General features: G+C 64.0%; 22 protein-coding genes. 12 read left to right on the top strand and 10 right to left on the bottom strand.

Annotated elements, in window-relative coordinates:
• Window positions 1-4: 4 nt before the first annotated feature.
• From QCE49_RS15655 to QCE49_RS15670, 4 genes are all read right to left on the bottom strand, one after another.
• Entirely contained in the window at window positions 5-1585 is a 1581-nt protein-coding gene (locus tag QCE49_RS15655; RefSeq protein WP_008346921.1) for an isocitrate lyase, read from the bottom strand.
• Window positions 1586-1854: 269 nt separating this feature from the next.
• On the bottom strand, window positions 1855-2664 hold the full coding sequence (locus QCE49_RS15660; protein ID WP_008346923.1) for a DeoR/GlpR family DNA-binding transcription regulator: 810 nt from the start codon (window positions 2662-2664) through the stop codon (window positions 1855-1857).
• A 54-nt stretch (window positions 2665-2718) separates the two neighbouring features.
• The gene (locus QCE49_RS15665; protein ID WP_033537184.1) at window positions 2719-4068 is read right to left on the bottom strand and encodes a gluconate:H+ symporter; all 1350 of its coding nucleotides are present in this window, start codon (window positions 4066-4068) and stop codon (window positions 2719-2721) included.
• A 59-nt stretch (window positions 4069-4127) separates the two neighbouring features.
• Window positions 4128-5507 (bottom strand): homoserine dehydrogenase NAD-binding protein, encoded by a 1380-nt coding sequence (locus QCE49_RS15670; protein ID WP_008346927.1) that lies wholly within the window; start codon window positions 5505-5507, stop codon window positions 4128-4130.
• 186 nt (window positions 5508-5693) lie between these two features.
• On the opposite strand from QCE49_RS15670, the gene otnK reads away from it, so the two are divergent.
• The gene (gene otnK / locus QCE49_RS15675; protein WP_175981494.1) at window positions 5694-6995 is read left to right on the top strand and encodes a 3-oxo-tetronate kinase; all 1302 of its coding nucleotides are present in this window, start codon (window positions 5694-5696) and stop codon (window positions 6993-6995) included.
• A complete protein-coding gene (locus tag QCE49_RS15680) occupies window positions 6995-7630 on the top strand; it encodes an aldolase (RefSeq protein WP_008346930.1) in 636 nt (211 codons plus the stop codon). The genes otnK and QCE49_RS15680 overlap by 1 nt, the downstream gene beginning before the upstream one ends.
• 132 nt (window positions 7631-7762) lie before the next feature.
• On the opposite strand, the gene QCE49_RS15685 is transcribed toward QCE49_RS15680, so the two are convergent.
• Window positions 7763-8548 (bottom strand): IclR family transcriptional regulator, encoded by a 786-nt coding sequence (locus QCE49_RS15685; RefSeq protein WP_250437389.1) that lies wholly within the window; start codon window positions 8546-8548, stop codon window positions 7763-7765.
• Between the two features lie 188 nt (window positions 8549-8736).
• On the opposite strand from QCE49_RS15685, the gene QCE49_RS15690 reads away from it, so the two are divergent.
• Both QCE49_RS15690 and QCE49_RS15695 read left to right on the top strand, forming a co-directional pair.
• Window positions 8737-10017: an MFS transporter gene (locus QCE49_RS15690; RefSeq protein WP_250458294.1), complete on the top strand. Its 1281-nt coding sequence runs from the start codon at window positions 8737-8739 to the stop codon at window positions 10015-10017.
• 4 nt (window positions 10018-10021) lie between these two features.
• Window positions 10022-10468, top strand: a complete 447-nt coding sequence (locus tag QCE49_RS15695; RefSeq protein WP_008346936.1) for a type II 3-dehydroquinate dehydratase — start codon at window positions 10022-10024, stop codon at window positions 10466-10468.
• On the opposite strand, the gene QCE49_RS15700 is transcribed toward QCE49_RS15695, so the two are convergent.
• Together QCE49_RS15700 and QCE49_RS15705 are read right to left on the bottom strand one after the other, a co-directional pair.
• The gene (locus QCE49_RS15700) at window positions 10459-10965 is read right to left on the bottom strand and encodes an NUDIX domain-containing protein (protein WP_250458239.1); all 507 of its coding nucleotides are present in this window, start codon (window positions 10963-10965) and stop codon (window positions 10459-10461) included. The two genes, QCE49_RS15695 and QCE49_RS15700, sit on opposite strands and share 10 nt — an antisense overlap.
• 56 nt (window positions 10966-11021) lie before the next feature.
• Complete coding sequence (locus tag QCE49_RS15705) at window positions 11022-12569, bottom strand: methyl-accepting chemotaxis protein (RefSeq protein ID WP_250458244.1); 1548 nt, start codon at window positions 12567-12569, stop codon at window positions 11022-11024.
• 252 nt (window positions 12570-12821) lie between these two features.
• Here QCE49_RS15705 and QCE49_RS15710 point away from each other — a divergent pair, with 252 nt between their 5' ends.
• Together QCE49_RS15710 and QCE49_RS15715 are read left to right on the top strand one after the other, a co-directional pair.
• On the top strand, window positions 12822-13043 hold the full coding sequence (locus QCE49_RS15710) for a hypothetical protein (protein WP_175981483.1): 222 nt from the start codon (window positions 12822-12824) through the stop codon (window positions 13041-13043).
• Window positions 13044-13176: 133 nt separating this feature from the next.
• Window positions 13177-14064, top strand: coding sequence for a PTS sugar transporter subunit IIA (locus QCE49_RS15715; RefSeq protein WP_309806147.1), 888 nt, complete (start codon window positions 13177-13179; stop codon window positions 14062-14064).
• Window positions 14065-14078: 14 nt separating this feature from the next.
• On the opposite strand, the gene QCE49_RS15720 is transcribed toward QCE49_RS15715, so the two are convergent.
• Window positions 14079-14537, bottom strand: a complete 459-nt coding sequence (locus QCE49_RS15720) for a septal ring lytic transglycosylase RlpA family protein (protein WP_250458245.1) — start codon at window positions 14535-14537, stop codon at window positions 14079-14081.
• Window positions 14538-14662: 125 nt separating this feature from the next.
• On the opposite strand from QCE49_RS15720, the gene QCE49_RS15725 reads away from it, so the two are divergent.
• A complete protein-coding gene (locus QCE49_RS15725) occupies window positions 14663-15256 on the top strand; it encodes a YSC84-related protein (protein ID WP_250458246.1) in 594 nt (197 codons plus the stop codon).
• A 6-nt stretch (window positions 15257-15262) separates the two neighbouring features.
• Here the strand turns inward: QCE49_RS15725 and QCE49_RS15730 are convergent, their stop codons facing one another.
• Window positions 15263-17299: an NADH:flavin oxidoreductase gene (locus QCE49_RS15730; protein WP_008346949.1), complete on the bottom strand. Its 2037-nt coding sequence runs from the start codon at window positions 17297-17299 to the stop codon at window positions 15263-15265.
• A gap of 122 nt (window positions 17300-17421) precedes the next feature.
• Between QCE49_RS15730 and QCE49_RS15735 the strand changes: the two genes are divergently transcribed.
• Both QCE49_RS15735 and QCE49_RS15740 read left to right on the top strand, forming a co-directional pair.
• Window positions 17422-18045 carry a TetR/AcrR family transcriptional regulator gene (locus tag QCE49_RS15735; protein ID WP_175981473.1) on the top strand — a complete coding sequence of 208 codons (624 nt, stop codon included), beginning with the start codon at window positions 17422-17424 and terminating at the stop codon, window positions 18043-18045.
• 156 nt (window positions 18046-18201) lie between these two features.
• Window positions 18202-19185 carry a phytanoyl-CoA dioxygenase family protein gene (locus tag QCE49_RS15740; protein ID WP_008346952.1) on the top strand — a complete coding sequence of 328 codons (984 nt, stop codon included), beginning with the start codon at window positions 18202-18204 and terminating at the stop codon, window positions 19183-19185.
• 46 nt (window positions 19186-19231) lie between these two features.
• Here the strand turns inward: QCE49_RS15740 and QCE49_RS15745 are convergent, their stop codons facing one another.
• Window positions 19232-20122 carry a LysR family transcriptional regulator gene (locus tag QCE49_RS15745; protein WP_250458247.1) on the bottom strand — a complete coding sequence of 297 codons (891 nt, stop codon included), beginning with the start codon at window positions 20120-20122 and terminating at the stop codon, window positions 19232-19234.
• A 97-nt stretch (window positions 20123-20219) separates the two neighbouring features.
• Here QCE49_RS15745 and QCE49_RS15750 point away from each other — a divergent pair, with 97 nt between their 5' ends.
• From QCE49_RS15750 to QCE49_RS15760, 3 genes are all read left to right on the top strand, one after another.
• A complete protein-coding gene (locus QCE49_RS15750) occupies window positions 20220-21419 on the top strand; it encodes a YbfB/YjiJ family MFS transporter (protein WP_250458248.1) in 1200 nt (399 codons plus the stop codon).
• Window positions 21420-21493: 74 nt separating this feature from the next.
• Window positions 21494-22366 carry a GNAT family N-acetyltransferase gene (locus QCE49_RS15755; protein WP_250458250.1) on the top strand — a complete coding sequence of 291 codons (873 nt, stop codon included), beginning with the start codon at window positions 21494-21496 and terminating at the stop codon, window positions 22364-22366.
• Between the two features lie 5 nt (window positions 22367-22371).
• Window positions 22372-23298 carry a glyoxylate/hydroxypyruvate reductase A gene (locus QCE49_RS15760; RefSeq protein ID WP_250458295.1) on the top strand — a complete coding sequence of 309 codons (927 nt, stop codon included), beginning with the start codon at window positions 22372-22374 and terminating at the stop codon, window positions 23296-23298.
• Window positions 23299-23457 lie beyond the last annotated feature (159 nt).

The following is a 23457-nucleotide window of genomic DNA, read 5'->3' on the forward strand; positions in this document are numbered from 1 at the left end:
GCGATCAGAACTGGTTCATCGTGTTGTCTTTCCCCGCCGCCTTCAAAGCCGCTTCGCCGCTGAAATACTCCTTGTGATCGTCGCCGATGTCCGAGCCGGACATGTTCTGGTGCTTCACGCACGCGATGCCCTGACGGATTTCCTTGCGCTGCACGCCCGCCACATAACCCAGCATGCCCTGGTCGCCGAAGTATTCCTTGGCGAGATTGTCGGTCGACAGCGCGGCCGTGTGATACGTCGGCAGCGTGATCAGATGATGGAAGATGCCCGCTTCGCGCGACGCGTCGGCCTGGAAGGTGCGGATCTTTTCATCGGCGAGCTGCGCGAGTTCGGTCTGATCGTATTCCACGCTCATCAACTGGGCGCGGTCGTAGGCCGAAACATCCTTGCCCGCGGCCTTCATCGCGTCGTACGCCTGCTGGCGGAAGTTCAGCGTCCAGTTGAACGACGGGCTGTTGTTGTACACCAGCTTGGCGTTCGGAATGACCTTGCGGATCTCGCTGACCATGCCGCCGATCTGCGCGATATGCGGTTTCTCGGTTTCGATCCACAGCAGGTCGGCGCCGTTCTGCAGCGCGGTGACGCAATCCAGCACGCAGCGCGCCTCGCCCGAGCCGGCACGGAACTGGAACAGGTTGCTCGGCAGGCGCTTGGGACGCAGCAGCTTGCCGTCACGCTTGATGATGACGTCGCCATTGCCCAGTTCGTCCGCCGTCAGTTCTTCGCAATCGAGGAACGAATTGTATTGATCGCCCAGGTCGCCCGGTGTGCGCGTCACGGCAATCTGCTTGGTGAGGCCCGCGCCGAGCGAATCGGTACGCGCCACGATGATGCCGTCGTCGACACCGAGTTCCAGGAACGCGTAACGGATCGCGCGAATCTTGGCGAGGAAATCCTCGTGCGGCACGGTGACTTTCCCGTCCTGGTGACCGCACTGCTTCTCGTCGGACACCTGATTTTCGATCTGGATGCAGCACGCGCCCGCTTCGATGAACTGCTTGGCAAGCAGGTACGTCGCTTCCGCGTTGCCGAAACCCGCGTCGATGTCGGCGATGATCGGCACGACGTGCGTCACGTGGTTGTCGATCTTTTCCTGAATGGCGGCCTTGGCAGCGCCTTCGGCCGCATCGAGCTGACGGAACAGGCCGCCGAGCTCACGCGCGTCGGCCTGGCGCAGGAACGTGTACAACTCGCGGATCAGCGCGCTGACCGAGGTTTTTTCGTGCATCGACTGATCCGGCAGCGGACCGAACTCGGAGCGCAGCGCGGCGACCATCCAGCCGGACAGATAAAGGTAACGGCGCTCGGTGCTGTTGAAGTGCTTCTTGATGGAGATCATCTTCTGCTGGCCGATGAATCCGTGCCAGCAACCGAGCGACTGCGTGTACTTCGACGGGTCAGCGTCGTAGGCGGCCATGTCGGCACGCATGATTTTCGCCGTGTACTTCGCGATGTCGAGGCCCGTCTTGAACTTGTTCTGCGCACGCATGCGCGCGGCATATTCGGGATTGATGGCACTCCACGCGCTGCCGTGATTCTCTTTCAAACCGGCAACTGCCTTGATGTCGTCTTGATACTGGGCCATGTGACTCTCCTAAGAACAAAGCGCGTTAGATGAATAGTCGAAGCGAAACCGCATGACTACATGGTAACGCCCTTTCTTCGCTGGCGAGCCAAGTCTTATATAAGACACAAGACAGCATTTATCCTTTTATATCAACGATATAGCCGACCGTTTTTGCGATGCAAAACACGCTTTCAAGCCGCGAAAAGTCAAAGCGCCGCACGCGCGACGCGTGTCCCGCGATGTGAAACGCGCTTTCGAAAATGGATGCGTGCGGCGAGCCGCCGGGATCACTCGACCGCGGCCAGCGCCAGATCGATTCCCGATTGACGGATGCCCGTTGCGGCAGCCGGGGCGAGGCCATCGTCGGTGATGACCTGATCGAAGCTTTCGAGACTCGCTACCTTGTATAGCCCGACCGTGCCGTATTTCGAACTCGCGACCGTGAGCACGTTGCGCGAGGCGGCTTCCATCGCAGCGAGCTTGACTTCGACTTTCGGCGCGGAAGGCGTGGTCACGCCACGGCGCAAGTCCCACGAACTCGCCGAGATGAACGCGACGTCGAGCACGACCTGACGCAGCGTCGCCGCCGCGAGCGTGCCGACGCTCGAAAGGTTCCGGTGATCGAGCTGTCCGCCGATGTGTATGACGTTCACATGCGTCGCGCTGGCGAGTTCGCGCACGATCTGGAAGTCGTTGGTCACGACCGTCATGTCCGACAGCTCGACGATATGCGGCACGAACGACAGCATGGTCGTGCCGGCATCGAGATAGATCGACATGCCGGAGCGCAGACCTTCTGCGGCGCGGCGCGCGATGGCCTGCTTCTGCGGCTGTTCGACGACCGCCTTCGACTGATGGCTCGGCTCGCTGTTCAGATGACTCGCGATCCGCACGCCGCCCGGCACCGTATAGACGAATCCGGCTTCCTCGAGTGCGGCGATATCGCGCCGCACCGTCATGTGCGAACAGTTGAACGATTCCATCAGCTGATGCACCGACAGCACCTTGTCCCGGCGCAACTGGCGCAGCATGGCCTCGCGCCGCTGATCGGGAATCAGCGGGACATCGGATGCATCGGGTTTGGCCTGGCTCGACATGAGAAAACCTTCATTAAGCGCCCCGGCGCGCGGGCTCGCCGGGGGTCGCCTATCTTAGCCGATGAACATGTTGATGAGCAGCACCCCCGCGAGCCCGACCAGCGACTGCACGCACAGCATCAGCGTCCACGTCCGCAGGGTCTGCGAGACCGTCAGCTGGAAATACTCCTTGAAAAGCCAGAAGCCGGAGTCGTTCACATGCGACAGCATCACCGCGCCGGATGCGGTCGCGAGCACCATCAGTTCCGGCGAGACGCCCGGATGCGACATAAGCAGCGGCGCGACGATGCCCGAAGCCGCCACCGTCGCGACCGTCGCCGAGCCGACGCACACGCGCAGCAGCGCGGCGATCACCCATGCCAGCACGAGCGGGCTCACGGCCCAGCTCGCCGTGTGCGTGACGATGATGGTGTCCAGATGGATCGATGTCAGCATCTGCTTGAAGCCGCCGCCCGCGCCGAGAATCAGCAGGATCGCCGAGAGCGGCGCGATGCCCTTGCCGATCATCTTCTGCATGTCCGCGAGCGGGAATCGCGCCTTGATGCCGAGCGCGAAGAACGCGAAGATCACCGCGGCAAGCAGCGACAGGATCGGATCGTTGAGCGACTGGAAGAACACGTATTGCCCGGTGCCCTTGGTGCTGTAGTCCATCCCGACGGTGCCCGCGAGCATCAGTCCGGGCGGAATCAGCAGGCACAGCACGGACAGCGCGAGCGACACGTCGGTGGCGTTCTCCGCATCGGTGCGCGTGCCGCCGGGGCCCTTCGAAAGATCGGGCGCCGGGCCGAAGCTGCGTCGCGCGAACGCGGTGAAGAGCGGACCGGTAATCACCGCCGCCGGAATCGCGATGATGAGACCGTAAAGCAGCGTGAGGCCGGTGTTGGCGTGATACGCGGTCACGGCGAGCGTCGGCGCCGGATGCGGCGGCAGCAGACCGTGCGACACGTAAAGGCCGGCTGCGAGCGGCAAGCCGATATACAGCAGATGGCTGCCGGTGCGCCGCGCGATCGTATAGACGAGCGGCGCGAGCATGATGAAGCTCACGTCGAACAGATGCGGCATGCCGATCAAGAGCGCCGCCGCGCAGACCGTCCACGGCGCGAGCCACAACGGCCGCTTGCCGACGAACGCATTCGCGATGCGGTCCGCGCCGCCCGTGCCGATCATGATGCCGCCCAGCACCGCGCCCAGACCCACGACCGGCCCGGTGCGCGCCAGCGCGCCGCCGAAGCCCTTCGTGAAGCTGTCGATCGCGTGCTCCGGCGTCACGCCCGCCGCGAGCCCGAGTCCGAGCGCGACCAGCGTCAGCGCGATGAACGGACTCAGCCTGTATCGCGCGATCAAAACGATCAGCACGACAATCGCGATCACGGCCATCGTGATCGTCCCGAATTCTCCCCGCATGGTGTCCCCTTCCTGATTCAGTGTTCGAATGATTTCGTCGTTATCGGAACGTGCGGCGCTCAGGCGCAGCCCGTCGTCCATGCGCTCAACAGCGCTTCGTCGGGGTTGTATAGATCGGCGATCGTGATGAGTTCGCCCGCCTTCACATCGCGTGCGAGCGTCGTGTGAGCCGCGAGATACAGCGGCGCGACATCGGCGGGGGCGTTCCTGCGATCGAGCAGCACGGCCTGCACGCCGGTCACGTCGTGATGATGGCCGCCCATGTGGAGCACCGTGCCCGCGGCGATATCCACGTTCGCGCGGCCCGCCAGCACGACGCATTGCGCCGGCTTCGCCGCGCCCGACGGACGCCCGTGCAGCACCGCGTCGAGCAGCGTGATCGGCGTCTCGACGCCCATGAAGTGATACGGCAGATACAGGCACGCGTAGCGGCCGTTGCGGCTCACGACGTGGCCCTTTTGCGCGAGCAGTTCCCACGTCGGCGCATCGAAGGTACGCACGACGACGAACACGCCGCCCGCGAAGCTCGCCTCGTCGGGACGGCGCAGCATGTTGAACACGTCGATGACGCCCGAGCGCGACAGCACGCCGCCGTCTTCGCGCAGCGCGTAGATGTCGGCAAGTTCGGTCGTGCGCGCGACCGGGTAATGCAGCAGTTCGACGTCGGATACGAGGTTCGTGTTCGTCGCGACGACGCTCATCTCGCAGTAATCCGCCGTCGCCGATGTCTTGCGGCCGCGCAGCGCTTCGCGGCGCGCGGCGAGCGTCGCGGGAATGTCGTCGCCGAGCGACATGAGGCCGGCGAGTTCCGGCGCTTCGAACGTCTGATCGAGCTGTGTGACCTTGCCGGTCGCATCGTCGAACACGAGGTCGTATTCGCTCGACTTGCCCGCCGCGACGACATCGAGCCCCAGCACGCGCGCCCACGTCACCCAGCCGATCAGGTTCGACGGCTGATCGCCGTCCGCCGTCGTGTAGACGACGCCCTGGCGCTGGGCGAGCCGCGCGAGCGACACGCCCGCGACCGAATCGACTTCCTTGCTCACCATCGCGACGTGGCGCTTCGCGATGAGCGCCGCGACCGCCACGCGATAGCCCACCGACGGATTGCCGGTCGCTTCGACGAGGATGTCGTACTGCGCCGAGGCGATCAGCGCGACGTCGGCGACGAGCGCGATCTTGCCGGCGTCGAGCGCGGCGACGCTCGCGGCATCGGCGCATTCGACGAGCGCGGCTTCATCGAAACCCAGCTCGATGCACATCGCGCGCAACCCGGCGACGTCGAGATCGCACAGGACCGCCGGAAAGAGGCGCGCCATCAGCCGCGTCTGCGCGAGCAGCGTGCGGGCGAAACCGCCCTTCGCGCCGGTCAGCGCGTAACGCACCGGCTGGCCCGCGTGCGCCGACGAAGCCGGGGAAAACAGAAGTTCGAAGTTCATCTTGGGATCCGCGCAAAAAAGCGTTGCCGACGCACGTTAGCCGGCGAATGGGGTGACAGGTCGCGGACACAGCCCGCGCCCGATGGAGCAGACGTTAACGCTCTTTATCATTACAGTCAATTTTTTTAACATCGATTAACACGGAATGTTCACTGCGCCGTACAATCGGCCGCCGGAGGGAACACCATGCAAACAAGCCATCGCCGTCCCGTTCTGGGATGCATCGCCGACGATTTCACCGGCGCCACCGACCTCGCCAGCACGCTGGTGCGCGGCGGCATGCGTACGATCCAGACCATCGGCGTGCCAGCATCCGCCGTGCTCGACGATGTCGACGCGCTCGTCGTCGCGCTCAAATCGCGCACCATCGCTGCGGACGACGCCATCGCGCAGTCGCTCGCCGCGCTCGACTGGCTGCGCGGCCAGGGCTGCCGTCGGTTTTTCTTCAAGTACTGCTCGACCTTCGATTCGACCGATGCGGGCAACATCGGACCGGTTGCCGAGGCGCTGCTCGATGCGCTCGCCGACGGCGGCAAAGGCGACTTCGCGATCGCCTGCCCGGCGTTTCCGGAGAACGGGCGCACCGTGTATCGCGGACATCTGTTCGTCGGCGACGCGCTGCTCAACGAATCCGGCATGGAGAACCATCCGCTCACGCCGATGCGCGATCCCAACCTCGTGCGCGTGCTGCAGCGTCAGTCGAAGTCGACAGTCGGCCTGATCGCGAGCGCGACGGTCGCGGCGGGCGCCGATGCCGTGCGCGACGCGATCGCGAAGCTGCGCGCCGACGGCGTGCGCCTCGCCATCGCCGATGCGCTCACCGATGCCGACCTGCGCACGCTCGGCGAAGCGTGCGCTGAGTTGCCGCTCGTCACGGGCGGCTCGGGCGTCGCCATCGGATTGCCGGAAAATTTCCGCCGCGCGGGACTGATCGAGCCGAACGACAAGGCCGCCGATCTTCCGGCCGTCAGCGGCCCGGCGCTCGTTCTGGCAGGCAGCGCGTCGAAGGCAACCAACGCGCAGGTCGCGGAATGGCTCGAGACGCGCCCCGCGTACCGCATCGATCCGCGTGCGCTCGCGCGTGGCGAAGCCGTCGTCGAGGCAGCGCTCGCTTTCATCGATACGCACGCGATGCAGCCGGTGCTGGTCTATGCGACCGCCGCGCCCGACGAAGTGAGCGAAGTGCAACGCGAGCTGGGCGTCGCGGCGGCGGGCAAGCTCGTCGAGGATGCGCTCGCCGCCATCGCCCGCGAGGCGAAGGCGCGCGGCGTGCGCAAGTTCGTGGTGGCGGGCGGCGAGACCTCGGGCGCGGTGGTGCAGGCGCTCGGCGTCGACATGCTGCAGATCGGACCGCCGATCGATCCGGGCGTGCCCGTCACGGTCGCGCTCGGCGAGACGCCGCTCGTGCTCGCGCTCAAGTCGGGCAACTTCGGCGCACGCGATTTCTTCGCGAAGGCCCTGCGCTATGCCGAAGGAGAACGTTCGTGATGACCGACGCGAAATTGCGCGAGGAAATCTGCGCGGTCGGCGCGAGCCTCTATGCGCGCGGCTATACCGTGGGCAGCGCGGGCAATATCAGCGCGCGCTGCGACGATGGCTGGCTCATCACGCCGACCGACGCCTGTCTCGGGCGGCTCGATCCGGCGGACATTGCGAAGGTCGATGCGCAAGGCCGGCATGTGTCGGGCGCGCGGCCATCGAAGACGCTGGAACTGCATCGCCGAATCTACGAAAACAACGCCGACACGCGCGGCATCGTGCATACGCATTCCACTTCGCTCGTCGCGCTGACGCTCGCGGGCGTATGGAGCGATGAAGACGTGCTGCCGCCCATCACGCCGTACTACGTGATGAAGGTCGGGCATGTGCCGCTCGTGCGATACCGGCGTCCGGGCGACCCGCAGGTGGCCGCGGAAATCGCGCGGCGTGCGTCGTCCGTGCGGGCCGTATTGCTCGAACGGCTCGGGCCGGTAGTGTGGGAACGCAGCGTCTCGCACGCTTCGTATGCGCTCGAGGAACTCGAAGAAACCGCGCGTCTGTGGCTCATGACGACGCCGCGTCCCGCTCCGCTGGATCAGTCCGCCATCGCTGACTTGTGCGCGGCTTTTGGCGTGCGCTGGTAGCGGCGCAGCAAGCGAATCGGTGAGATGTGCGTTCGATCGTCGACAGAACGCCGTCGCGATCAGAACTTGTGCACCAGGCCGATCCCGATGCCGCGCGAGTCGCTGCCGGGCGCGACCGAAAGGGCCGAACGCTCATCCCTTGCCGAGCGGCGGCCGGCTCGGAAATCCCGCGAGATTGCTCAACTGGGCCAGCTCATTGGAAGCTTCGAGCAGCAGGACCGAATACTCGTGAATCTTCTCGGCGGTCAGCCGCACGCGCGGACCGGCCAGGCTGATCACGCCGACGCAGCGCGAGCCGCTGACCACAGGCACGGCCACCGCCGACATGCGCGGCGCAAACACCTCGTCGATCATCGCGTAGCCACGCACGCGCGCCGCGTGCAGGAAACCGAGTAGCGCCTTGAGCGTCGTCGGCGCATTGGGTCCGAACTCGTTCGGCTGCCCGAAGCCCTGCTTCAGCACGAGCGCGGCCGCGCGTTCATCGGACATCGTCATGAGCCATGCGTGTCCGGTCGATGTGCACGAAAGCTGCGCTGCCTGGCCCATGTCGGGATCGTAGCGAAAGCCGGTGCGTTGCCCGTCTGCCTTCCCTACCCAGATGATCGCTTCACCGTCCACCAGCGACAGACGCGCCAGTTCGCCGGTCCGCGCGGCGACGCGTTCGATGATCGGCTGGGCGATATCCGCGATGCCCGTGAGGCTCAGGAATTCCAGCCCGTTCGATGTCATCCGCATGGTCAGGATGTAGCGGCCCTGATCGGCCATCTGCCTGACATAGCCGCCTTCGACGAGCTCGACGAGCACGCGGTGGCATGTGCTGCGCGGCAAGCCGAGCGCATCGGCGATGGCCAAAAGGCCCGCGCCTTCGCCTTGCGACGCGAGAAAGTCGAGGACACGCAGACCGTTTTTCAGCGACATCGTTTGGCTATTTTCGTGATATGAAACGCAGTTCCGGTGCGGAACGCCTCGCTTTGGCAGCGCAAACAATAGCATCTGTTCGTCACCAGAAACGAACGTTTGAAGATACCGAAAACTCAGGAGACGTCATGTCAGTCATCGCTGACCCAAACATTGCCGCGAGCGAACGATCCGCACAGGCTCACTTGATGGCGCGTCGCGCCGTGGCGGGCGCAACCGTCGGTACGGCGCTGGAATGGTTCGACTTCGCGTTGTACGGCGTGGTCGCGGCCACGATCTTTCCCAAGCTGTTCTTCCCGTCCCTCGACCCGACCGCCTCACTGCTCGCATCGCTCGCGAGCTTCTGGGCCGGGCTTGCCGCGCGGCCCCTCGGCGCGGTGATCTGCGGCATGCTCGGCGATCGCTGGGGACGCCGCAACCTCATGCTGATAACGGTCTCGGTGATGGGCGCGTCGTTCCTGATGGGACTGCTGCCCACTTATCAGCAAGTCGGCATCCTCGCGCCCACGTTGCTGGTCTCGTTGCGCATCGTTCAGGGTTTCGCGCTCGGCGGGGAATCGACGGGCGCGCAATTGATGGCCGTCGAACACGCATCCGCTTCGAAGCGCGGGCTGTATTCGGGCCTGCTCGGCATTTGCTCGCCGCTCAGCCAGATACTCGCCAATCTCGCGCTCTTCACGTTGTCCGCCTTGCTGTCGGCCGATGACTTCGAATCGTTCGGATGGAGAATCCCGTTCCTCGCGAGTTTCGTGCTCGTGCTGCTCGGCATCTATATCCGCATGAAGGTCAGCGAGACGCCGGCATTCGAGGCGCTCAGGAAGAAAGGCGAAGGCGCGCGCGCCGCGAATCCCCTCGGCGTCGTATTCAAGTTCCACTGGCGCACCGCGCTGCGCCTCACGCTGTTCTTCTGCGGCCCGGCTGCGCTGTTCTATCTGATCGTGGTGTTCTCGCTCAGCTATCTGACGAAGAACCTCGGCGTGCCCAAACAGACCGGCTTCATGCTGCTGATGGTCGCCAATGTCTGCGCCATCGTGGGCGCTCTGGCGGGCGGCTATCTGAGCGACCGGATCGGGCGCAAGCGCGCGCTGATGATCGGCTCCTTCTGCACGCTGATCTGCTGCCTGATCTACTTTCCGATCCTCAATCAGCACTCCATCGCCATGACGATGGCCGTGATGGGCGCCTTCCTCGGCTTCACACAGTTCCAGAGCGGCATTCAGCCGGTGTGGTTCGCAGAATCGTTTCCGACCGAAGCGCGCTACACGGGCTCCGCGCTGTCCTACTCCGGCGCCAATCTGCTCACCGGCGGACCGATGCCGATCGTCGCGGTCGCGCTGCTCAATGCCTTTCACGGTTCACCGTGGGCCATCGTCGCTGTCTGCGGCTCGCTGAACCTGCTTTCCTTCCTCATGATCGCGACGTCGCGGGAAACCAAAGACACGTCCCTCGAACGCAGCGCCACCCACTGACACCATGGCTCGCAAACTCTACATTCTCAACGGCTCCAATCTGAACATGCTCGGCGCACGGGAGCCGCACATCTACGGGCATACGACGCTAAAGGACATCGAACAGAACTGTCTCGCGCTCGGCGAGACGCTCAAGTTCGACTGCGTATTCCGTCAGACCAACAGCGAAAGTCAACTGATCGACTGGATTCAGGAGGCGTTCTTGCAGGACGCCGCGCTGATCATCAACCCGGCAGGTTTTTCGTTCGGGCGGATTCCGGTGCTCGACGCGGTCAAGCTGATTCGCCGGCCGGTGGTGGAAGTGCACATCACGAACATTCATCGGCGCTCAGAGGAGTATCGCCATTCGACGATCTCGGTGGCCGCCACCGCGGTCATCTGCGGAGCCGGCGCGAACGGCTACTTGCTCGCGATCCGCGCGGTCGACGACCTCTGGGGCGATCAAAGCTGAGTCTCGCAATACGCGGCCGCTGCGTCCGTCAACGCAAGGCCGCGCAATTCTTCCGGCGACGCCCAATGCACGGCGATGATCTCGCGATTATCGAGCCGCAATTCGGGCATCGCATCGAGATGCAGTTCGAAGAAATGCACGGTGTCGCGCCGCCCGTCCCATATGCCGCACGCGCTGCCCGCAGGGTGTAGCGGATGCGACGTGAGGCCGATCTCTTCTTCGAGTTCGCGCAGCGCCGCGGCATGAGGCGTCTCGCCCGGGTCGATACTTCCGCCGGGCAAGTTCCATTCGAGCCGATACGACGGCTTCACCAGGAGGAGCATCGATCCGACGTAGATCGCCACGAGCGCGCCTTCGTGCTCAGGCTGTCGAAGGCTCCACCACGCGCGCGCGAGCCGGAACGCGACGCGAAGCATCACGCGCCAGACAGAGTCGATCAGCGTGGCCGGCCGCGCCTGGTCGTGATTGCGCGTGGGGGCTCGCTCCTTTCGTTGCATCGTCAGAGAGTCTTTCCGTTTCGTTGCGTTCATGCGGCACAGTTTATCGCGCGTGCTCATGCAGCCTGAACCGCGTCACCGCGCAATCTGAACACCGCCACCGCGTCACGCAGCGACGCGGACTGTTCCGCCAGCGCGTGCGCGGCCGCGGACGCCTGCTCGACCAGCGCGGCATTCTGCTGCGTGACTTCGTCCATTTGCGTCACGGCCAGATTGACTTGCTCGATGCCGCTGCGCTGCTCTTCCGACGCCGCCGAAATCTCGCCGACGACGCCCGTCACGCGTTGCACCGAACCGACGATATCGGCGATGATCGCGCCCGCATCGCGCACCAGCGCCGCGCCGGTTTCGACGCGGCCCGTCGACTGTTCGATCAGCACCTTGATCTCCTTCGCCGCCGACGCGCTGCGTTGCGCGAGCGAGCGGACTTCGGCCGCGACGACCGCAAAGCCGCGCCCTTCCTCGCCGGCGCGCGCTGCTTCCACGGCCGCGTTCAACGCGAGGATGTTGGTCTGGAATGCGATAGCATCGATGACGGCGATGATCTCGCTCACCTTGCCCGAGCTTTCGGAGATGCCTTGCATGGTCTCGATGACCTGCTCCATCGTGTCGCCACCGGACGCAGCGGTTTGCCATGCGGTTTGCGCGAGCGACGACGCAGCGGCCGCGTGCTCCGCGTTCTGCCGCACGGTCGCCGTGATTTCTTCCATGCTGGCCGCGGTTTCCTGCAGCGATGCGGCCTGTTCCTCGGTACGCGAGGACAGATCGAGATTGCCCGATGCGATCTGCGCGCTCGCGGTCGCGACGCCTTCCGCGTTATGACGCACCTGCCCGACCACCTTCGCGAGACTCGTCTGCATGTGCTTGAGCGCGACGAGCAGTTCCGCGATTTCGTCCTTGCCGCGCGCATCGAACTCGAGCGACAGATCGCCCGTTGCAACAGCCTGCGCGCAGCCCAGCGCACGATTGAGCGGACGCGACACGCTGCGGCTGAACACATATCCGCCGATGAGCGCGAGCGCCAGCACGACGAGCATCAACGCGATGCTGGCGAACGATGCCTGCCGCGCATCGGCGTCGGCTTGCGCGGAGACGCGGGCGCTGTCGGCGGCGATTTTCCTCGCGGCCTGTTCGAGCAGCTCGGCCGGTTCACGGTCGACGCCTGCAACTGCGCTATCCCCGGCAGATGCCTCGAATCCCGCCGACTTGAACGCTTCGAAGCCGCGCCGGTATCCCGTGCCCATCGCGAGGTGCGCGGACGCGAATCGCTCGATCAGATCGCGGCCTTCTCCTGCGGGCAGCGTGCGCTTGAGTTCGTCCGCGAGCTTGTTGACGGTGCGCTCGCGGGTTTCGAAAGCGCTCCAGTACTTCTCCAGCTTCTGCGGATCCTTGCCGCGCAGGAGCGTGTCCTTCCACTCCTGCACCTGCAGCTTGAACGTGACGAGCATCTCCGAAACCATGCGCTCGCTGGCGACGTTGGCCGCGACTTCGGTGCGGTACGCGTCGATGGAGCCGTTGAGCGCGAAAATGCCATAGAGGGCGCCGGCGAACATCAAAACGAGCGCGGCGGCGAATGCGAGGGGAATCTTGAGACTGAGTTTCATCGGGAAAGTGTGGATAGACGCTGCGAGCGCTTTGGGACGCGGATCGCTGGTTTATCGGCAACCCCGGCGGGAACTGGAGGGCGGCGAGCCCGAAAAACGCCATGAGCCGCCCGTTTGGGATCAGTTACGGACGGCCATTCCATCGACGAACCCGGCTATTCTGAAATGGCGCTTTGGCCCCCGCCTCGGCGCGCTCGCAACACCATGGCCCGCCCTCTCTCACGGCGGGCTTTTTCTCGTATCGGTGACAGATTGAGCAAAGAATTGACGGTAATCGACCGCCATATTCAAGACTGCAAGGGGATGATCGCCCGGCAGCAGACGCGCCTCGCAAAGCAAAGGCAACTCGGACGCGAAGATCAGTCTTCCGCGTATCTTCTACGCTGCCTGCAACATAACCTGCATGCACTGATCGGCGCGCGCGTCGCGTTTTGCTCTTCCGACGTGCGCGATTTGTCCCTTCCGTCCCTCTGATCACGATGCAAAGCGCCGTGAGCGCTTCATACGAGTCTCGCTCTCCACACGCCTGAGCATTTTTACGTCGTCTTCATGTGCGCGGGTTTATGCTGAAGTGCTTGCTTCGCCACGCGTCCGTAAAGGAGTCGACATGGTCAGCGCGCTGTCAGCCTTCATCGCGCGATTGGGCTTCGCGAGAACCGCGCCGGGCCGCGTCGCGCCATTCGGCGAGAGCCGTCATGTGATGGTTCACGTAACCATCGACGCAAAACATGCCACGCCGCTGCGCCGCTCGCTCGTGCGCGACTGCGTGGGCGAACCGTGGACGATACGCGTCACGCCACTGCACGAACGCGATCGCGTCCGGCTCACGCTGATCCTGCCGCGAACGGCCCTCCACGGCGCGATCGATCGTCTGTCCGACGTCGCGCCATCGGCAAAAGTAAGCGGCTTGCTCGAAGTTCCGGACACGCCTTCCGATGCCTGGCGCAACCTCATGGAACGCAGCGTTTCGATCGGCGGTGATTCGGCGGCGCATATCGTCAAGCCGCGCGACGAACCTACTTCGCTATCCGGCCTGCTGACGCCGGAGCACATATTGCTCGGCGCGGATATCGCGAATCGGGACGCGCTTTTCAGCACGATCGGGCGCTTCGTCGACGATCGATATGGATTCGCGGCGGATCAAGTCACGTCATGCCTCGCGGCCCGCGAGGCGCTCGGTTCGACCGCGCTTGGCGAAGGCGTTGCCGTCCCGCACGGACAACTCGAAGAAGTGAATCAGGCGATGGCGCTATATATCCGCCCCGCAGCGCCGATTCCCTACGCCGCGCCCGATGGAAAGCCGGTGACGGATGTGATCGCCCTCTTCGTTCCCGAGCGCGTGAGCATGACGCATCTGCATTTGCTCGGTGAAGTCGCGGAGCACTTTTGCGATCATCGGTTCCGCGAGCAACTTCATCTCTGCCGCAATGCGACTGCGGTATGCAGGCTTTTCGCGGATTTCCCCGTCAGCGGACCCGCGCGAAGCGCGATGTGATTTATTTCGCCATCCTACTTTGTTTCCGCCTGCGGAACTTCGATCGGCTTTACTTCGACGGGTGCGGTGCCATCCTTTTTGATCCCGAGCTTGTCCGCCGTCTTCGGCGATACATCCACGATCCGGTTCTTCGCATAAGGACCGCGGTCCTTGATCTCGACGACATCGCTGTTGCCGTTCTCGAGATTCGTGACGCGCGCCTTGGTGCCGAGCGGAAGGGTCTTGCTCGCGGCCGCGTTGGACTGCGGATCCATGTGTGTGCCATCGGCCATTTTTTTCTTGTAGAACTTGCGGCCGTAGTACGAAGCCTCGCCCTTGCGCGGCTTGCCTGAGCGATCGATCCCGCTTGCATGCGCGGCCTTCGCCTTGGTGTGATGACGATGATGATTCGGCGATGCCGTCTCGTGCGCCGCATAAGCGCTGCTCAAACACGTCGACATCAACACGCATACGAATGCCCGAAGCCGCTTCATGTTCTTATCCTCTCGAATCCGATGTCTCGACTTTGCATCGGCGTAGCAGACTTCGGACCGTTTCCCTCTGCGCAATACGCTTGTATAGTGCGAGAGCCCACGATACTGTCGATGAGAGGAACCGTATGAATCAGAAGAACAAGAGGCGTCTTTTGCTCACCGGCGGCATGGCGGCGGCGGCGCTGTGCATTGCCGGATGCACGACCACGGGTCCGTCGTCCGGCGAAACCGCAGCCGGCACGGCCGATCGCGATCGCGCCATCGACGCCGCCGTCGATGCGACGCTGCAACGGTTATATGTTTCCGTGAACGGCTCGCGCGAACTCGTGAGCAAGGCGCGCGGCGTGCTCGTTTTTCCTCGCGTGATCGCGGCGGGCTTCTGGTTCGGCGCGCAATATGGCGAAGGCGCATTGCGTATCGATGGCCGCACCGACGGCTACTACAGCACGGCGGGCGGCTCGTTCGGCTTGCAGATTGGCGCGCAATCGAAAGTGATCATCTATGTGTTCCTGACCGACGATGCGCTCGCGCAATTCCGTCGGCGCGACGGCTGGGCGGCCGGCACCGATGCGACCGTCGCGGTCGCCAGGCTCGGCGCGAACGGCCAGCTCGATACGACCACGGCCACCAATCCCGTCGAGGTCTTCGTGCTGACGAATGCCGGTCTCATGGCCGGCGTGTCGCTCGAAGGCACGAAGGTCAGCCGGCTGAGTCCGTAACCGCGCTCACAGATCCTTCACCAGACGAAGCGCGTCATAGATCGCGGCGTGCGTGTTGCGCGCCGATACCGCATCGCCGATTCTGAAAAGCTGGAACTGTCCTTCGGGATTCGTCTCTCCGCTCTGCGGCCTGCCGTCGATGAGTTCGTCGTAATTCACCGCGCCGCGGTTTTTCGATAGCGGCTTGAGCTCGAAGTAAAGCTCGTCCATCGGAATCGTGCCGTGATTGACGACGATCTGATCGTGACGCTGCTCCTTCGTCACGCCGCCGTAATCGCTGCCGATGGTCGCCACCAGTTCACCGCCCTCGCGACGCACCGATTCCAGCCGGAACGTCACCGTGAAGGTGGTCGCGAGCTTTTGCAGCGAGCGCATGTAGGGCACGAGATTCATGCTCATGACTTCGGGCGAGAACGAGCGGTCGGGCGTCATCACTTCCACCTTGCCGCCCGCCTGCGCGATCGTTTCGGCAGCCTGAAGCGCGGCGTGATCGCCGGCATCGTCGAAGATGAGCACGTTCGCGCCGGGCTTCACGTCGCCGGAAATGATGTCCCACGACGAGACCACATGCTCGTTGCCTTCGCTGCAAACCTCCGTGTGCGGCATGCCGCCGGTCGCGACGATCACTACATCGGGTTGCGCCGCGAGCACCGTTTCCGTATCCGCCCACGTATTGAACTTGAACCGCACGCCGAGCTTTTCGCACTGCGCCATGCGCCAGTCGATGATGCCCATCATCTCCTTGCGGCGGACGTTCTGCGCGGTGAGACGAATCTGGCCGCCGGGATCGTTCATCGCTTCGAGCACGACGACGTCATGCCCGCGCTCGCCCGCGACGCGCGCCGCTTCGAGTCCCGCCGGCCCCGCGCCGACGATGACGATCCTGCGCTTCGTCGCGGCCGGCGCGATGGTGTGCGGCATCTCGAGTTCGCGGCCCGTCGCGGCATTGTGGATGCACAGCGCCATGCCGCCCTGATAGATGCGATCGAGACAATAGTTCGCGCCCACGCACGGACGGATGTCGTCCTCCCTGCGCTCGATGATCTTGCGCACGATATGCGGATCGGTCATGTGCGCGCGCGTCATGCCGACCATGTCGAGCTTGCCGGCTTCGATCGCATAGCGCGCCGTGGCGACGTCCTGAATGCGCCCGGCATGAAACGTCGGAAAGTCCGTCGCCCGCCTGATCTCGCCCGCGAACTCCAGATGCGGCGCGCTCTTCATGCCCATGATCGGGATCACGTCGGTCAGGGCGGCATCCGTTTCCAGATGCCCGCGAATGACGTTGAGAAAATCGACGAGACCGCTGTTCTTGAGGCGCATCGAAATCTCGATGCCCTCTTCCTTCGTGATGCCGCCCGCGAGCATTTCATCGGCCGTATAGCGAAGGCCGACGAGAAAGCGCTCCCCGACGCGCTCGCGAATCGCGCGCAACACATCGAACGTGAAGCGCATGCGGTTATCGAGCGAACCGCCATATGGACCTTCGAGCGTATTCGTCAGAGGCGACCAGAACTGGTCCATCAAATGACCATACGATTCGATCTCCATCCCGTCGAGCCCGGCTGCTTTCATGCGCTCGGCCGCATCCGCGAAATCGCGCACGATGCGTTCGATGTCCCAGTCTTCCAGCTTCTTCGGGAAGGTCCTGTGCGCAGGCTCGCGGCAATGCGAAGGCGACACCGCGGGCAGCCAGTCGCCCGTGTCCCAGCGCGTGCGCCGGCCCAGATGCGTCAGCTGGATCATCACCTTCGCGCCGTGCTCGTGACATTCGTCGACGAGATCCTTCATCCACGGCACCACTTCGTCCTTGTACGCGAGGATGTTGTTGAAGACCGGCGGACTGTCCTTCGAAACCGCTGCGGAGCCGGCTGTCATCGTCAATGCGATTCCCGCTTTCGCCCTTTCGACGTGATACGCCCGATAACGCTCCTTCGGCATCCCGTCGTCGGCGTAAGCCGGTTCATGCGAGGTCGTCATGATCCGGTTTCGAAACGTGAGATGTTTCAGCGTATAGGGCTGCAGCAGCGGATCCGTGGACATGAGCGCCTCTTCGAAGCAAGTGGGAACGAACGCCGGTTGTGAATCAAGCGTAGAAGCTCTGTACACATGTGTCAAGTAGAGAGACAATGGTGTACAGCGGAACGCATACAGGAAAAAACGAAATGGATCAGACCCTCGACGCGGTGCGCGGCTCCGCCGACATGTGGCTGGACGCGGCGTACGAAGGGCTTCTCGAAGGAGGCGTGGATGCGGTCCGCATACTTCCGCTCGCAAAGAAGCTGAATCTTTCGCGCACGAGTTTTTACTGGTTCTTCAAGGACCGCGAGGAACTGCTTGCCGCGTTGCTCGGCCGATGGAAGCAGAAGAACACCGGCCACTGGATCGAACGAACCGAGGCATACGCGGACAGCGTGTGCGAAGCGATGCTCAACGTCTTCGACTGCTGGTTCGACGATTCGCTCTTCGACTCGCGCTTCGAAGCCGCGATGCGCAGTTGGTCGCAGCAATCGCAGGAGATCGCGGAGCAGATGGCGCAGGACGATGCGCAACGCATCGCGGCATTGACGGCGCTGTTCGTGCGCTTCGACTATGAACCGCGCGCCGCCGACGTCCGCGCGCGCGTCGCGTATTACACGCAGGCCGGCTATGTGTCGATGAAGCTCCACGAAGACATGGCGGTGCGCATGTCGCGCATTCCGGAATACGTCGAAGTTTTCACCGGCGTGCGGCCGCAGCAACACGAGCTTCAGCGCTTTTACTCGCGGCGCAACTTCGAGTTCGAGTGAGCGGCCGCTTATTGCCGCTTATTGCAGCTTATTGCCGCTTGAGGCCAATCCCTTGGCGGAATCGGTCAGGTGCGACGTGAGTCCGATCGCCCGGCATAGGCTTGTGCGGAACATTGAGTCCGCGTGCAGCCGGTCTATTCCGCCTTTGGGGCCATCATGTACAAAATCCTCAGTCCGATTGGAACCGAGATAGAAATTCCGGAAACGGTCGAAGAAAATTCGGCCACGTTCGACCTGACCGACCTCGCTGGCGCAAAGCAATACTACGAGGAAAACGGCTATGTGGTCGTGCGCCGCGTCGTGGACGGGGCCGCGTGCGATTCGATCCGCAATGCATTCGATAAAACGGTCAAGCAGTACCCCGGATACATCTACCGGCAGGCCACTGCGAATCCGGAAAAAAACCGGATCAACGAATACGGCTTCGTGATGAATCCGCTGCTCAACCTTCAGTCGCTCGGCGACGTAGCGTTCGCGCCGCTCAAGAATCTCGCGGTGAAGGCGTTCGCGAGCACGCCTGTCAAAGCCATTACACGCGAGATTTTTTCGGAAGAAGGCAAGCTCGTGCAGAGCATGTATTTCGAAGGCAACGCGGAGACGTGGCCGCATCAGGACACGTATTACCTCGATAGCGAACTGATCGGCACGATGGTCGGATGCTGGTACGCGCTCGAAGATATCGACGCGGGAGCCGGGCGTTTCTTCGTCGTGCCGCAAAGTCATCGCATCGACATGGTGAAGAACGGAAAAAACTTCGACGTCGCGTTCAATCACGGCCAGTACAAGGAGCTGGTCAAGAAGATCCTCTCCGAACAACGGCTCGAATTTCGCGCGCCATTCCTGCAAAAGGGCGACGTGCTTCTATGGAATTCGAAAACGATTCACGGCAGTCTGCGCACGACGCGTCCGCAATTTTCGCGCAGCTCTCTGACGTCGCATTTCATTCCGGTTTCTCACCGCTTCCTGCAGTTCCAGTCGAAGATCAAGCCGCTGAATCTGCGCGAGTTCAACGGCATGGCGTTCAATTGCCCGAAGGACATGGAGCGGTTATCGAGCCGCGTCGTGCTGGGCATCGAAACGACCTTTCCCAAGACATTCCAGATGGCAAAGAAACTGGCCATCAAGGCGCTCGTGAAATGAGCTTCGCCCGCGTCATTCGATAGCTAACTGATGCCAGACGACATCGTCACGCCGCCTTTGCGTCATCGGGACGTTCCGCCAGAAGCTCGCGCATCGCGTTGAGCGCGGCCGAAAAATGCCCTTTGCGCCAGACGAGCAAGGTGTCGATGCGACCGAATTCGCCCATCGGATGCAGATCCACTTCGTCATCCAGACGCGCGAGTTCGAGCACCGAGCGCGGCGCCACCGCGACGCCCGCACCGGCCGCCACGCACGCGACGATCGCGTGATACGAACCCAGTTCCAGCACCCGCGCGGGACGGATGCCCTGCTGCTCGTACCAGCGCGTCGCGTATGAGCGATACGCGCAGCCACGCTCGAACGCGATGAGCGTGAGGCCGGCGCTCGCCTGCGCCATCGTCGACGGATGCTGCCCGCGCGGCGTGACGAGCGTCAGTTCCTCCTCGAACACTGGCACGGACTCGAATTGCTCGGCGGGCAGCGTGTCGGGCTCGATCGGCCGCGCCATCACCGCCGCGTCGACTTCGAACGCACGCACGCTGTCGATGAGCGCGCGCGTCACGCCCGTCGTCAGTTCGAGCGTGACCTGCGGCCAGCGCTGGTGATACGCGGCCAGCACGCGCGGCAGACGGCTCGCGGCGGTGCTCTCCATCGTCCCGAGCCGCAGCCGCCCCTGCGGACGATCCTCGCTGACCGCATGACGCGCCTCCTCCGCGAGCGCGAGCAGACGTTCGGCATACGGCAGCAGGGTTTCGCCGGCGGGCGTCAGCACGAGACGGCGGCCATCGCGGATGAAGAGATCGGTGCCGAGCGTCTCCTCCAGTTGACGGATGCGCGTCGTCACGTTCGACTGCACGCGATTGAGCTTCGCGGCCGCGCGCGTCACGCCGTTTTCGCGCACGACGGCCCTGAAAATGTTCAATGCAGACAAATCCATGATCTTTTCCGAAGATTGATCGCATCTCGATTATTCATTTTTCAAGATGGATCGGTCAAGCTACGATGGGGTTTATCCCTTCTTCGCCGACCGACTCATGGCCTCGCACGCTCACGCTTCGCCGCTGCCCGCGCATCACGCCCGAAACGCCGCGCTCGCGTGCGCCGTCGTGCTGGCGGTGGCGCTCGGCGTCGGCCGGTTCGCCTTCACGCCGCTCCTTCCGCTGATGCTCAACAGCGGCGGGCTCGATATCCGGCACGGCGGCTGGCTCGCATCGGCCAATTACGCCGGCTATCTGATCGGCGCGTTGTCGTGCGCGGCGATCCGCATCGATCACGCGCGCATGGTGCGTCTCGCGCTCGCGTGGACCATCGCGCTGACGCTCGCGATGGGCGTCATCCATCTCTTCTGGATGTGGGCCGCGATACGCTTCGCGGCGGGCGTCGTCAGCGCGTGGGCCTTCGTGTTCGCGTCGCAATGGGGATTGCGGCGGCTCGCGGAACTCGATGCGCACGGTCTCGCCGGCGTCATCTACGCGGGGCCGGGCGTGGGCATCGTCGCGACCGGTTTGCTCGGCGCGGCCGCCGCGGCGCTCGGCGTGCCCGCGCCATCGGTATGGATCGGATTCGCGCTCTGCTCGGCGGTGGCGGGCGTGTTCGTGTGGCAGGCGTTCGCGCATCGGGCGCCGGTCGCGCGCAGCCCGGCGCATGCCGCCAAAAGCGTGGCGAACGCATCGGCGCGCGTCGATTCGATCGGGCTCGTCGGCCTTTACGGTCTCGCGGGGTTCGGCTACATCATCACCGCGACGTTTCTGCCCGTCATCGCGCGACAGGCCGTGCCGGGCTCGCCGTGGCCCGATCTCTTCTGGCCTGCCTTCGGACTGGCGCTGATCGCCGGCGCGCTGGTCGCCGCGCGGCTGCCGCTGTCGTGGGATAACCGGCTGCTTTGCGCTGCGTGCTATCTGCTTCAGGCGCTCGGCATCTTGCTCGGCATCGTGTTTCCGAGCGCGCTCGGCTTCGGCATCGGCAGTCTGCTGCTGGGCTTGCCGTTCACGGCCATCACCCTGTTCGCGATGCGCGAAGCGCGCCGTCTGCGTGGCGAAGCCGCAGCCGGATTGATGGGATACGCGACCGCCTCATACGGGCTCGGTCAGATCGCGGGACCGCTCGTCGCCGCACCGATCGCCGCGCACACCGGATCGTTTTCCATCGCGCTGTGGATCGCGGTCGCGGCGCTTGGATTCGGCGCGGCCGGATTGACGTGGCTCGGAATGCGCAACAAGGCAAGCGCCGCGTAAGCAACAGGATCGTCCTATCCGCGCGCGCGGGCCGCGTGTCACAGTGGCGGGCATCCTCTGACGTGGAGCATGCCGTGTCCGCTGCCGAAACATCCACTCTGCTGTATCGCCCTTTCACCGCCGATGACATCGCCGCCGCTCACGCGCTTTCGGTCGAAGTCAAATGGCCGCATCGCGCCGACGACTGGCGCTTCGTGCTCGACGCCGGCGCGGGCTTCATCGCGCAGGAAGGCGAGCGTGTCGTCGGCACCGCGCTGTGCTGGAAGTACGGCGACGATGGCGGATCGCTCGGCATGGTGATCGTCGCGCCGGACTGCCAGGGCAAAGGCATCGGCCGCAAGCTGATGGAACTGCTGCTCGAAGCGCTCGGCAAGCGCATCACCGTGCTGCACGCGACGCCCGCAGGCGAGCCGCTTTACGCGAAGCTCGGGTTCGCGCGCATCGGTGCGATTCATCAGCATCAATCCGCCGATTTCGCCGTGCCGCGCATCGATCTCGCGCAAGGCGAGCGCCTGCGTGCGATCGATCCGCGCGATACGGATGCACTCGTCGCGCTTGCATCGCGCGCAAGCGGACTCGATCGAAGCACGCTCCTGCCTGCGTTGCTGAAAGTTGCCGACGGCATCGTGCTCGAACGCGACGGCGAAGTGCTGGGCTTCGCGCTGATCCGCGAATTCGGGCGCGGCCATGCAATCGGTCCGGTGGTTTCCGTCACCGCCGACGCGCAGCACGCGCGCCGCGCGCAAGCGCTCATCGCCCATTGGCTCGCGCGTGACGAAGGCAAGTTCACGCGCATCGACACGCCCGATGAAAGCGGCTTGTCGGCGTGGCTCGAAAGCATCGGCATGAAACGCGTCGATACCGTCATCAAGATGGCGCGCAATGGCACGCCGCCGCGTGACGCATCGGTAGCGCAGTTTGCGATCATCAACCAGGCGCTGGGTTGAACACGATGACGATCCTCTATAAAGCCGATCCCGAACGCGGCAAGCAATGGGCCACGCACTTCGCGCTGAAAGCGCCCGACGTGCCGTTTCGCGTATGGCCCGATATCGGCGATGCCAATGCCGTGCACTATCTCGCCGCGTGGCAGCCGCCCGCGGATGTCATGCAGACATTCCCCAATCTCGACGTGATCTTCTCGGTCGGCGCGGGCATCGATCAGTTCGATCTGTCCGGCGTGCCGCCGCATGTCGCGGTCGTGCGGATGACGGAGCCGGGCATCGTCGAAGGCATGGTCGAGTATGTGACGCAAGCCGTGCTCACGATTCATCGCGATCTTTTCAATTACGCCGCGCAGCAACGCGAGCGCGTGTGGCGCGAGATGCCGGTGCGCGCGGCTTCGACGCGGCGCGTCGGCGTGCTCGGTCTCGGCATGCTCGGCACCGCCGTGCTGAACACGCTGCGTGCGTTCGGCTTCGATTGCGCGGGCTGGAGCCGTTCGCCGCATGAGATCGAAGGCGTCGAATGTCATGCGGGCGCGGCATCGCTCGATGCGTTTCTCGCGCGCACCGATATCCTCGTGTGCCTGCTGCCGCTCACGGATGCGACGCGCGGGCTTATCGGCAAACGCGTGTTCGAGACCTTGCCGAAGGGCGCATCGTTCATCAATGTCGGGCGCGGTCCGCATGTGATCCAGCAGGATCTGCTCGATGCGCTCGATAGCGGGCATCTGAACGCCGCGATTCTCGACGTCACCGATCCCGAGCCCTTGCCGCGCGAGCATCCTTTCTGGACGCATCCGCGTGTGCGTCTCACGCCGCATATCGCGAGCGCCACGCGGCCCGAAACCGCCGTCGAAATGGTGTTGGAGAACTTGCGCCGTCATCGCGCGGGCGAGCGCATGATCGGCGAAATCGACCGCACGCGCGGCTATTGAATCGTCGGGCAAAGACCGCGAAGGCCGCAGCAGAAAATGCTGCGCGCCCCCCGCAAAACGCTGCGGATTCGCTTTTTGGCGATTTTTTTGGCGATGCACGCGATGCGGCTCTGCCGATAGTATGAAACGGTCAAGAGCCATTCCGCCCCCTTCGCGAAG

The sequence above is a fragment of the Caballeronia sp. LZ008 genome, from assembly GCF_031451435.1.
Taxonomy (GTDB): Bacteria; Pseudomonadota; Gammaproteobacteria; order Burkholderiales; family Burkholderiaceae; genus Caballeronia; species Caballeronia zhejiangensis.

What these genes read in the sequence shown, in the direction of transcription:
- QCE49_RS15660 (WP_008346923.1), bottom strand. Translation starts at nt 2,664, where the DNA reads ATGTCGAGCCAGGCCAAACCCGATGCATCCGATGTCCCGCTGATTCCC.
- QCE49_RS15670 (WP_008346927.1), bottom strand. Translation starts at nt 5,507, where the DNA reads ATGAACTTCGAACTTCTGTTTTCCCCGGCTTCGTCGGCGCACGCGGGC.
- QCE49_RS15735 (WP_175981473.1), top strand. Translation starts at nt 17,422, where the DNA reads ATGGATCAGACCCTCGACGCGGTGCGCGGCTCCGCCGACATGTGGCTG.
- QCE49_RS15690 (WP_250458294.1), top strand. Translation starts at nt 8,737, where the DNA reads ATGGCGCGTCGCGCCGTGGCGGGCGCAACCGTCGGTACGGCGCTGGAA.
- otnK (WP_175981494.1), top strand. Translation starts at nt 5,694, where the DNA reads ATGCAAACAAGCCATCGCCGTCCCGTTCTGGGATGCATCGCCGACGAT.
- QCE49_RS15760 (WP_250458295.1), top strand. Translation starts at nt 22,372, where the DNA reads ATGACGATCCTCTATAAAGCCGATCCCGAACGCGGCAAGCAATGGGCC.
- QCE49_RS15730 (WP_008346949.1), bottom strand. Translation starts at nt 17,299, where the DNA reads ATGTCCACGGATCCGCTGCTGCAGCCCTATACGCTGAAACATCTCACG.
- QCE49_RS15695 (WP_008346936.1), top strand. Translation starts at nt 10,022, where the DNA reads ATGGCTCGCAAACTCTACATTCTCAACGGCTCCAATCTGAACATGCTC.
- QCE49_RS15715 (WP_309806147.1), top strand. Translation starts at nt 13,177, where the DNA reads ATGGTCAGCGCGCTGTCAGCCTTCATCGCGCGATTGGGCTTCGCGAGA.
- QCE49_RS15685 (WP_250437389.1), bottom strand. Translation starts at nt 8,548, where the DNA reads ATGTCGCTGAAAAACGGTCTGCGTGTCCTCGACTTTCTCGCGTCGCAA.
- QCE49_RS15750 (WP_250458248.1), top strand. Translation starts at nt 20,220, where the DNA reads ATGGCCTCGCACGCTCACGCTTCGCCGCTGCCCGCGCATCACGCCCGA.
- QCE49_RS15745 (WP_250458247.1), bottom strand. Translation starts at nt 20,122, where the DNA reads ATGGATTTGTCTGCATTGAACATTTTCAGGGCCGTCGTGCGCGAAAAC.
- QCE49_RS15705 (WP_250458244.1), bottom strand. Translation starts at nt 12,569, where the DNA reads ATGAAACTCAGTCTCAAGATTCCCCTCGCATTCGCCGCCGCGCTCGTT.
- QCE49_RS15680 (WP_008346930.1), top strand. Translation starts at nt 6,995, where the DNA reads ATGACCGACGCGAAATTGCGCGAGGAAATCTGCGCGGTCGGCGCGAGC.
- QCE49_RS15725 (WP_250458246.1), top strand. Translation starts at nt 14,663, where the DNA reads ATGAATCAGAAGAACAAGAGGCGTCTTTTGCTCACCGGCGGCATGGCG.
- QCE49_RS15700 (WP_250458239.1), bottom strand. Translation starts at nt 10,965, where the DNA reads ATGCAACGAAAGGAGCGAGCCCCCACGCGCAATCACGACCAGGCGCGG.
- QCE49_RS15720 (WP_250458245.1), bottom strand. Translation starts at nt 14,537, where the DNA reads ATGAAGCGGCTTCGGGCATTCGTATGCGTGTTGATGTCGACGTGTTTG.
- QCE49_RS15665 (WP_033537184.1), bottom strand. Translation starts at nt 4,068, where the DNA reads ATGCGGGGAGAATTCGGGACGATCACGATGGCCGTGATCGCGATTGTC.
- QCE49_RS15655 (WP_008346921.1), bottom strand. Translation starts at nt 1,585, where the DNA reads ATGGCCCAGTATCAAGACGACATCAAGGCAGTTGCCGGTTTGAAAGAG.
- QCE49_RS15740 (WP_008346952.1), top strand. Translation starts at nt 18,202, where the DNA reads ATGTACAAAATCCTCAGTCCGATTGGAACCGAGATAGAAATTCCGGAA.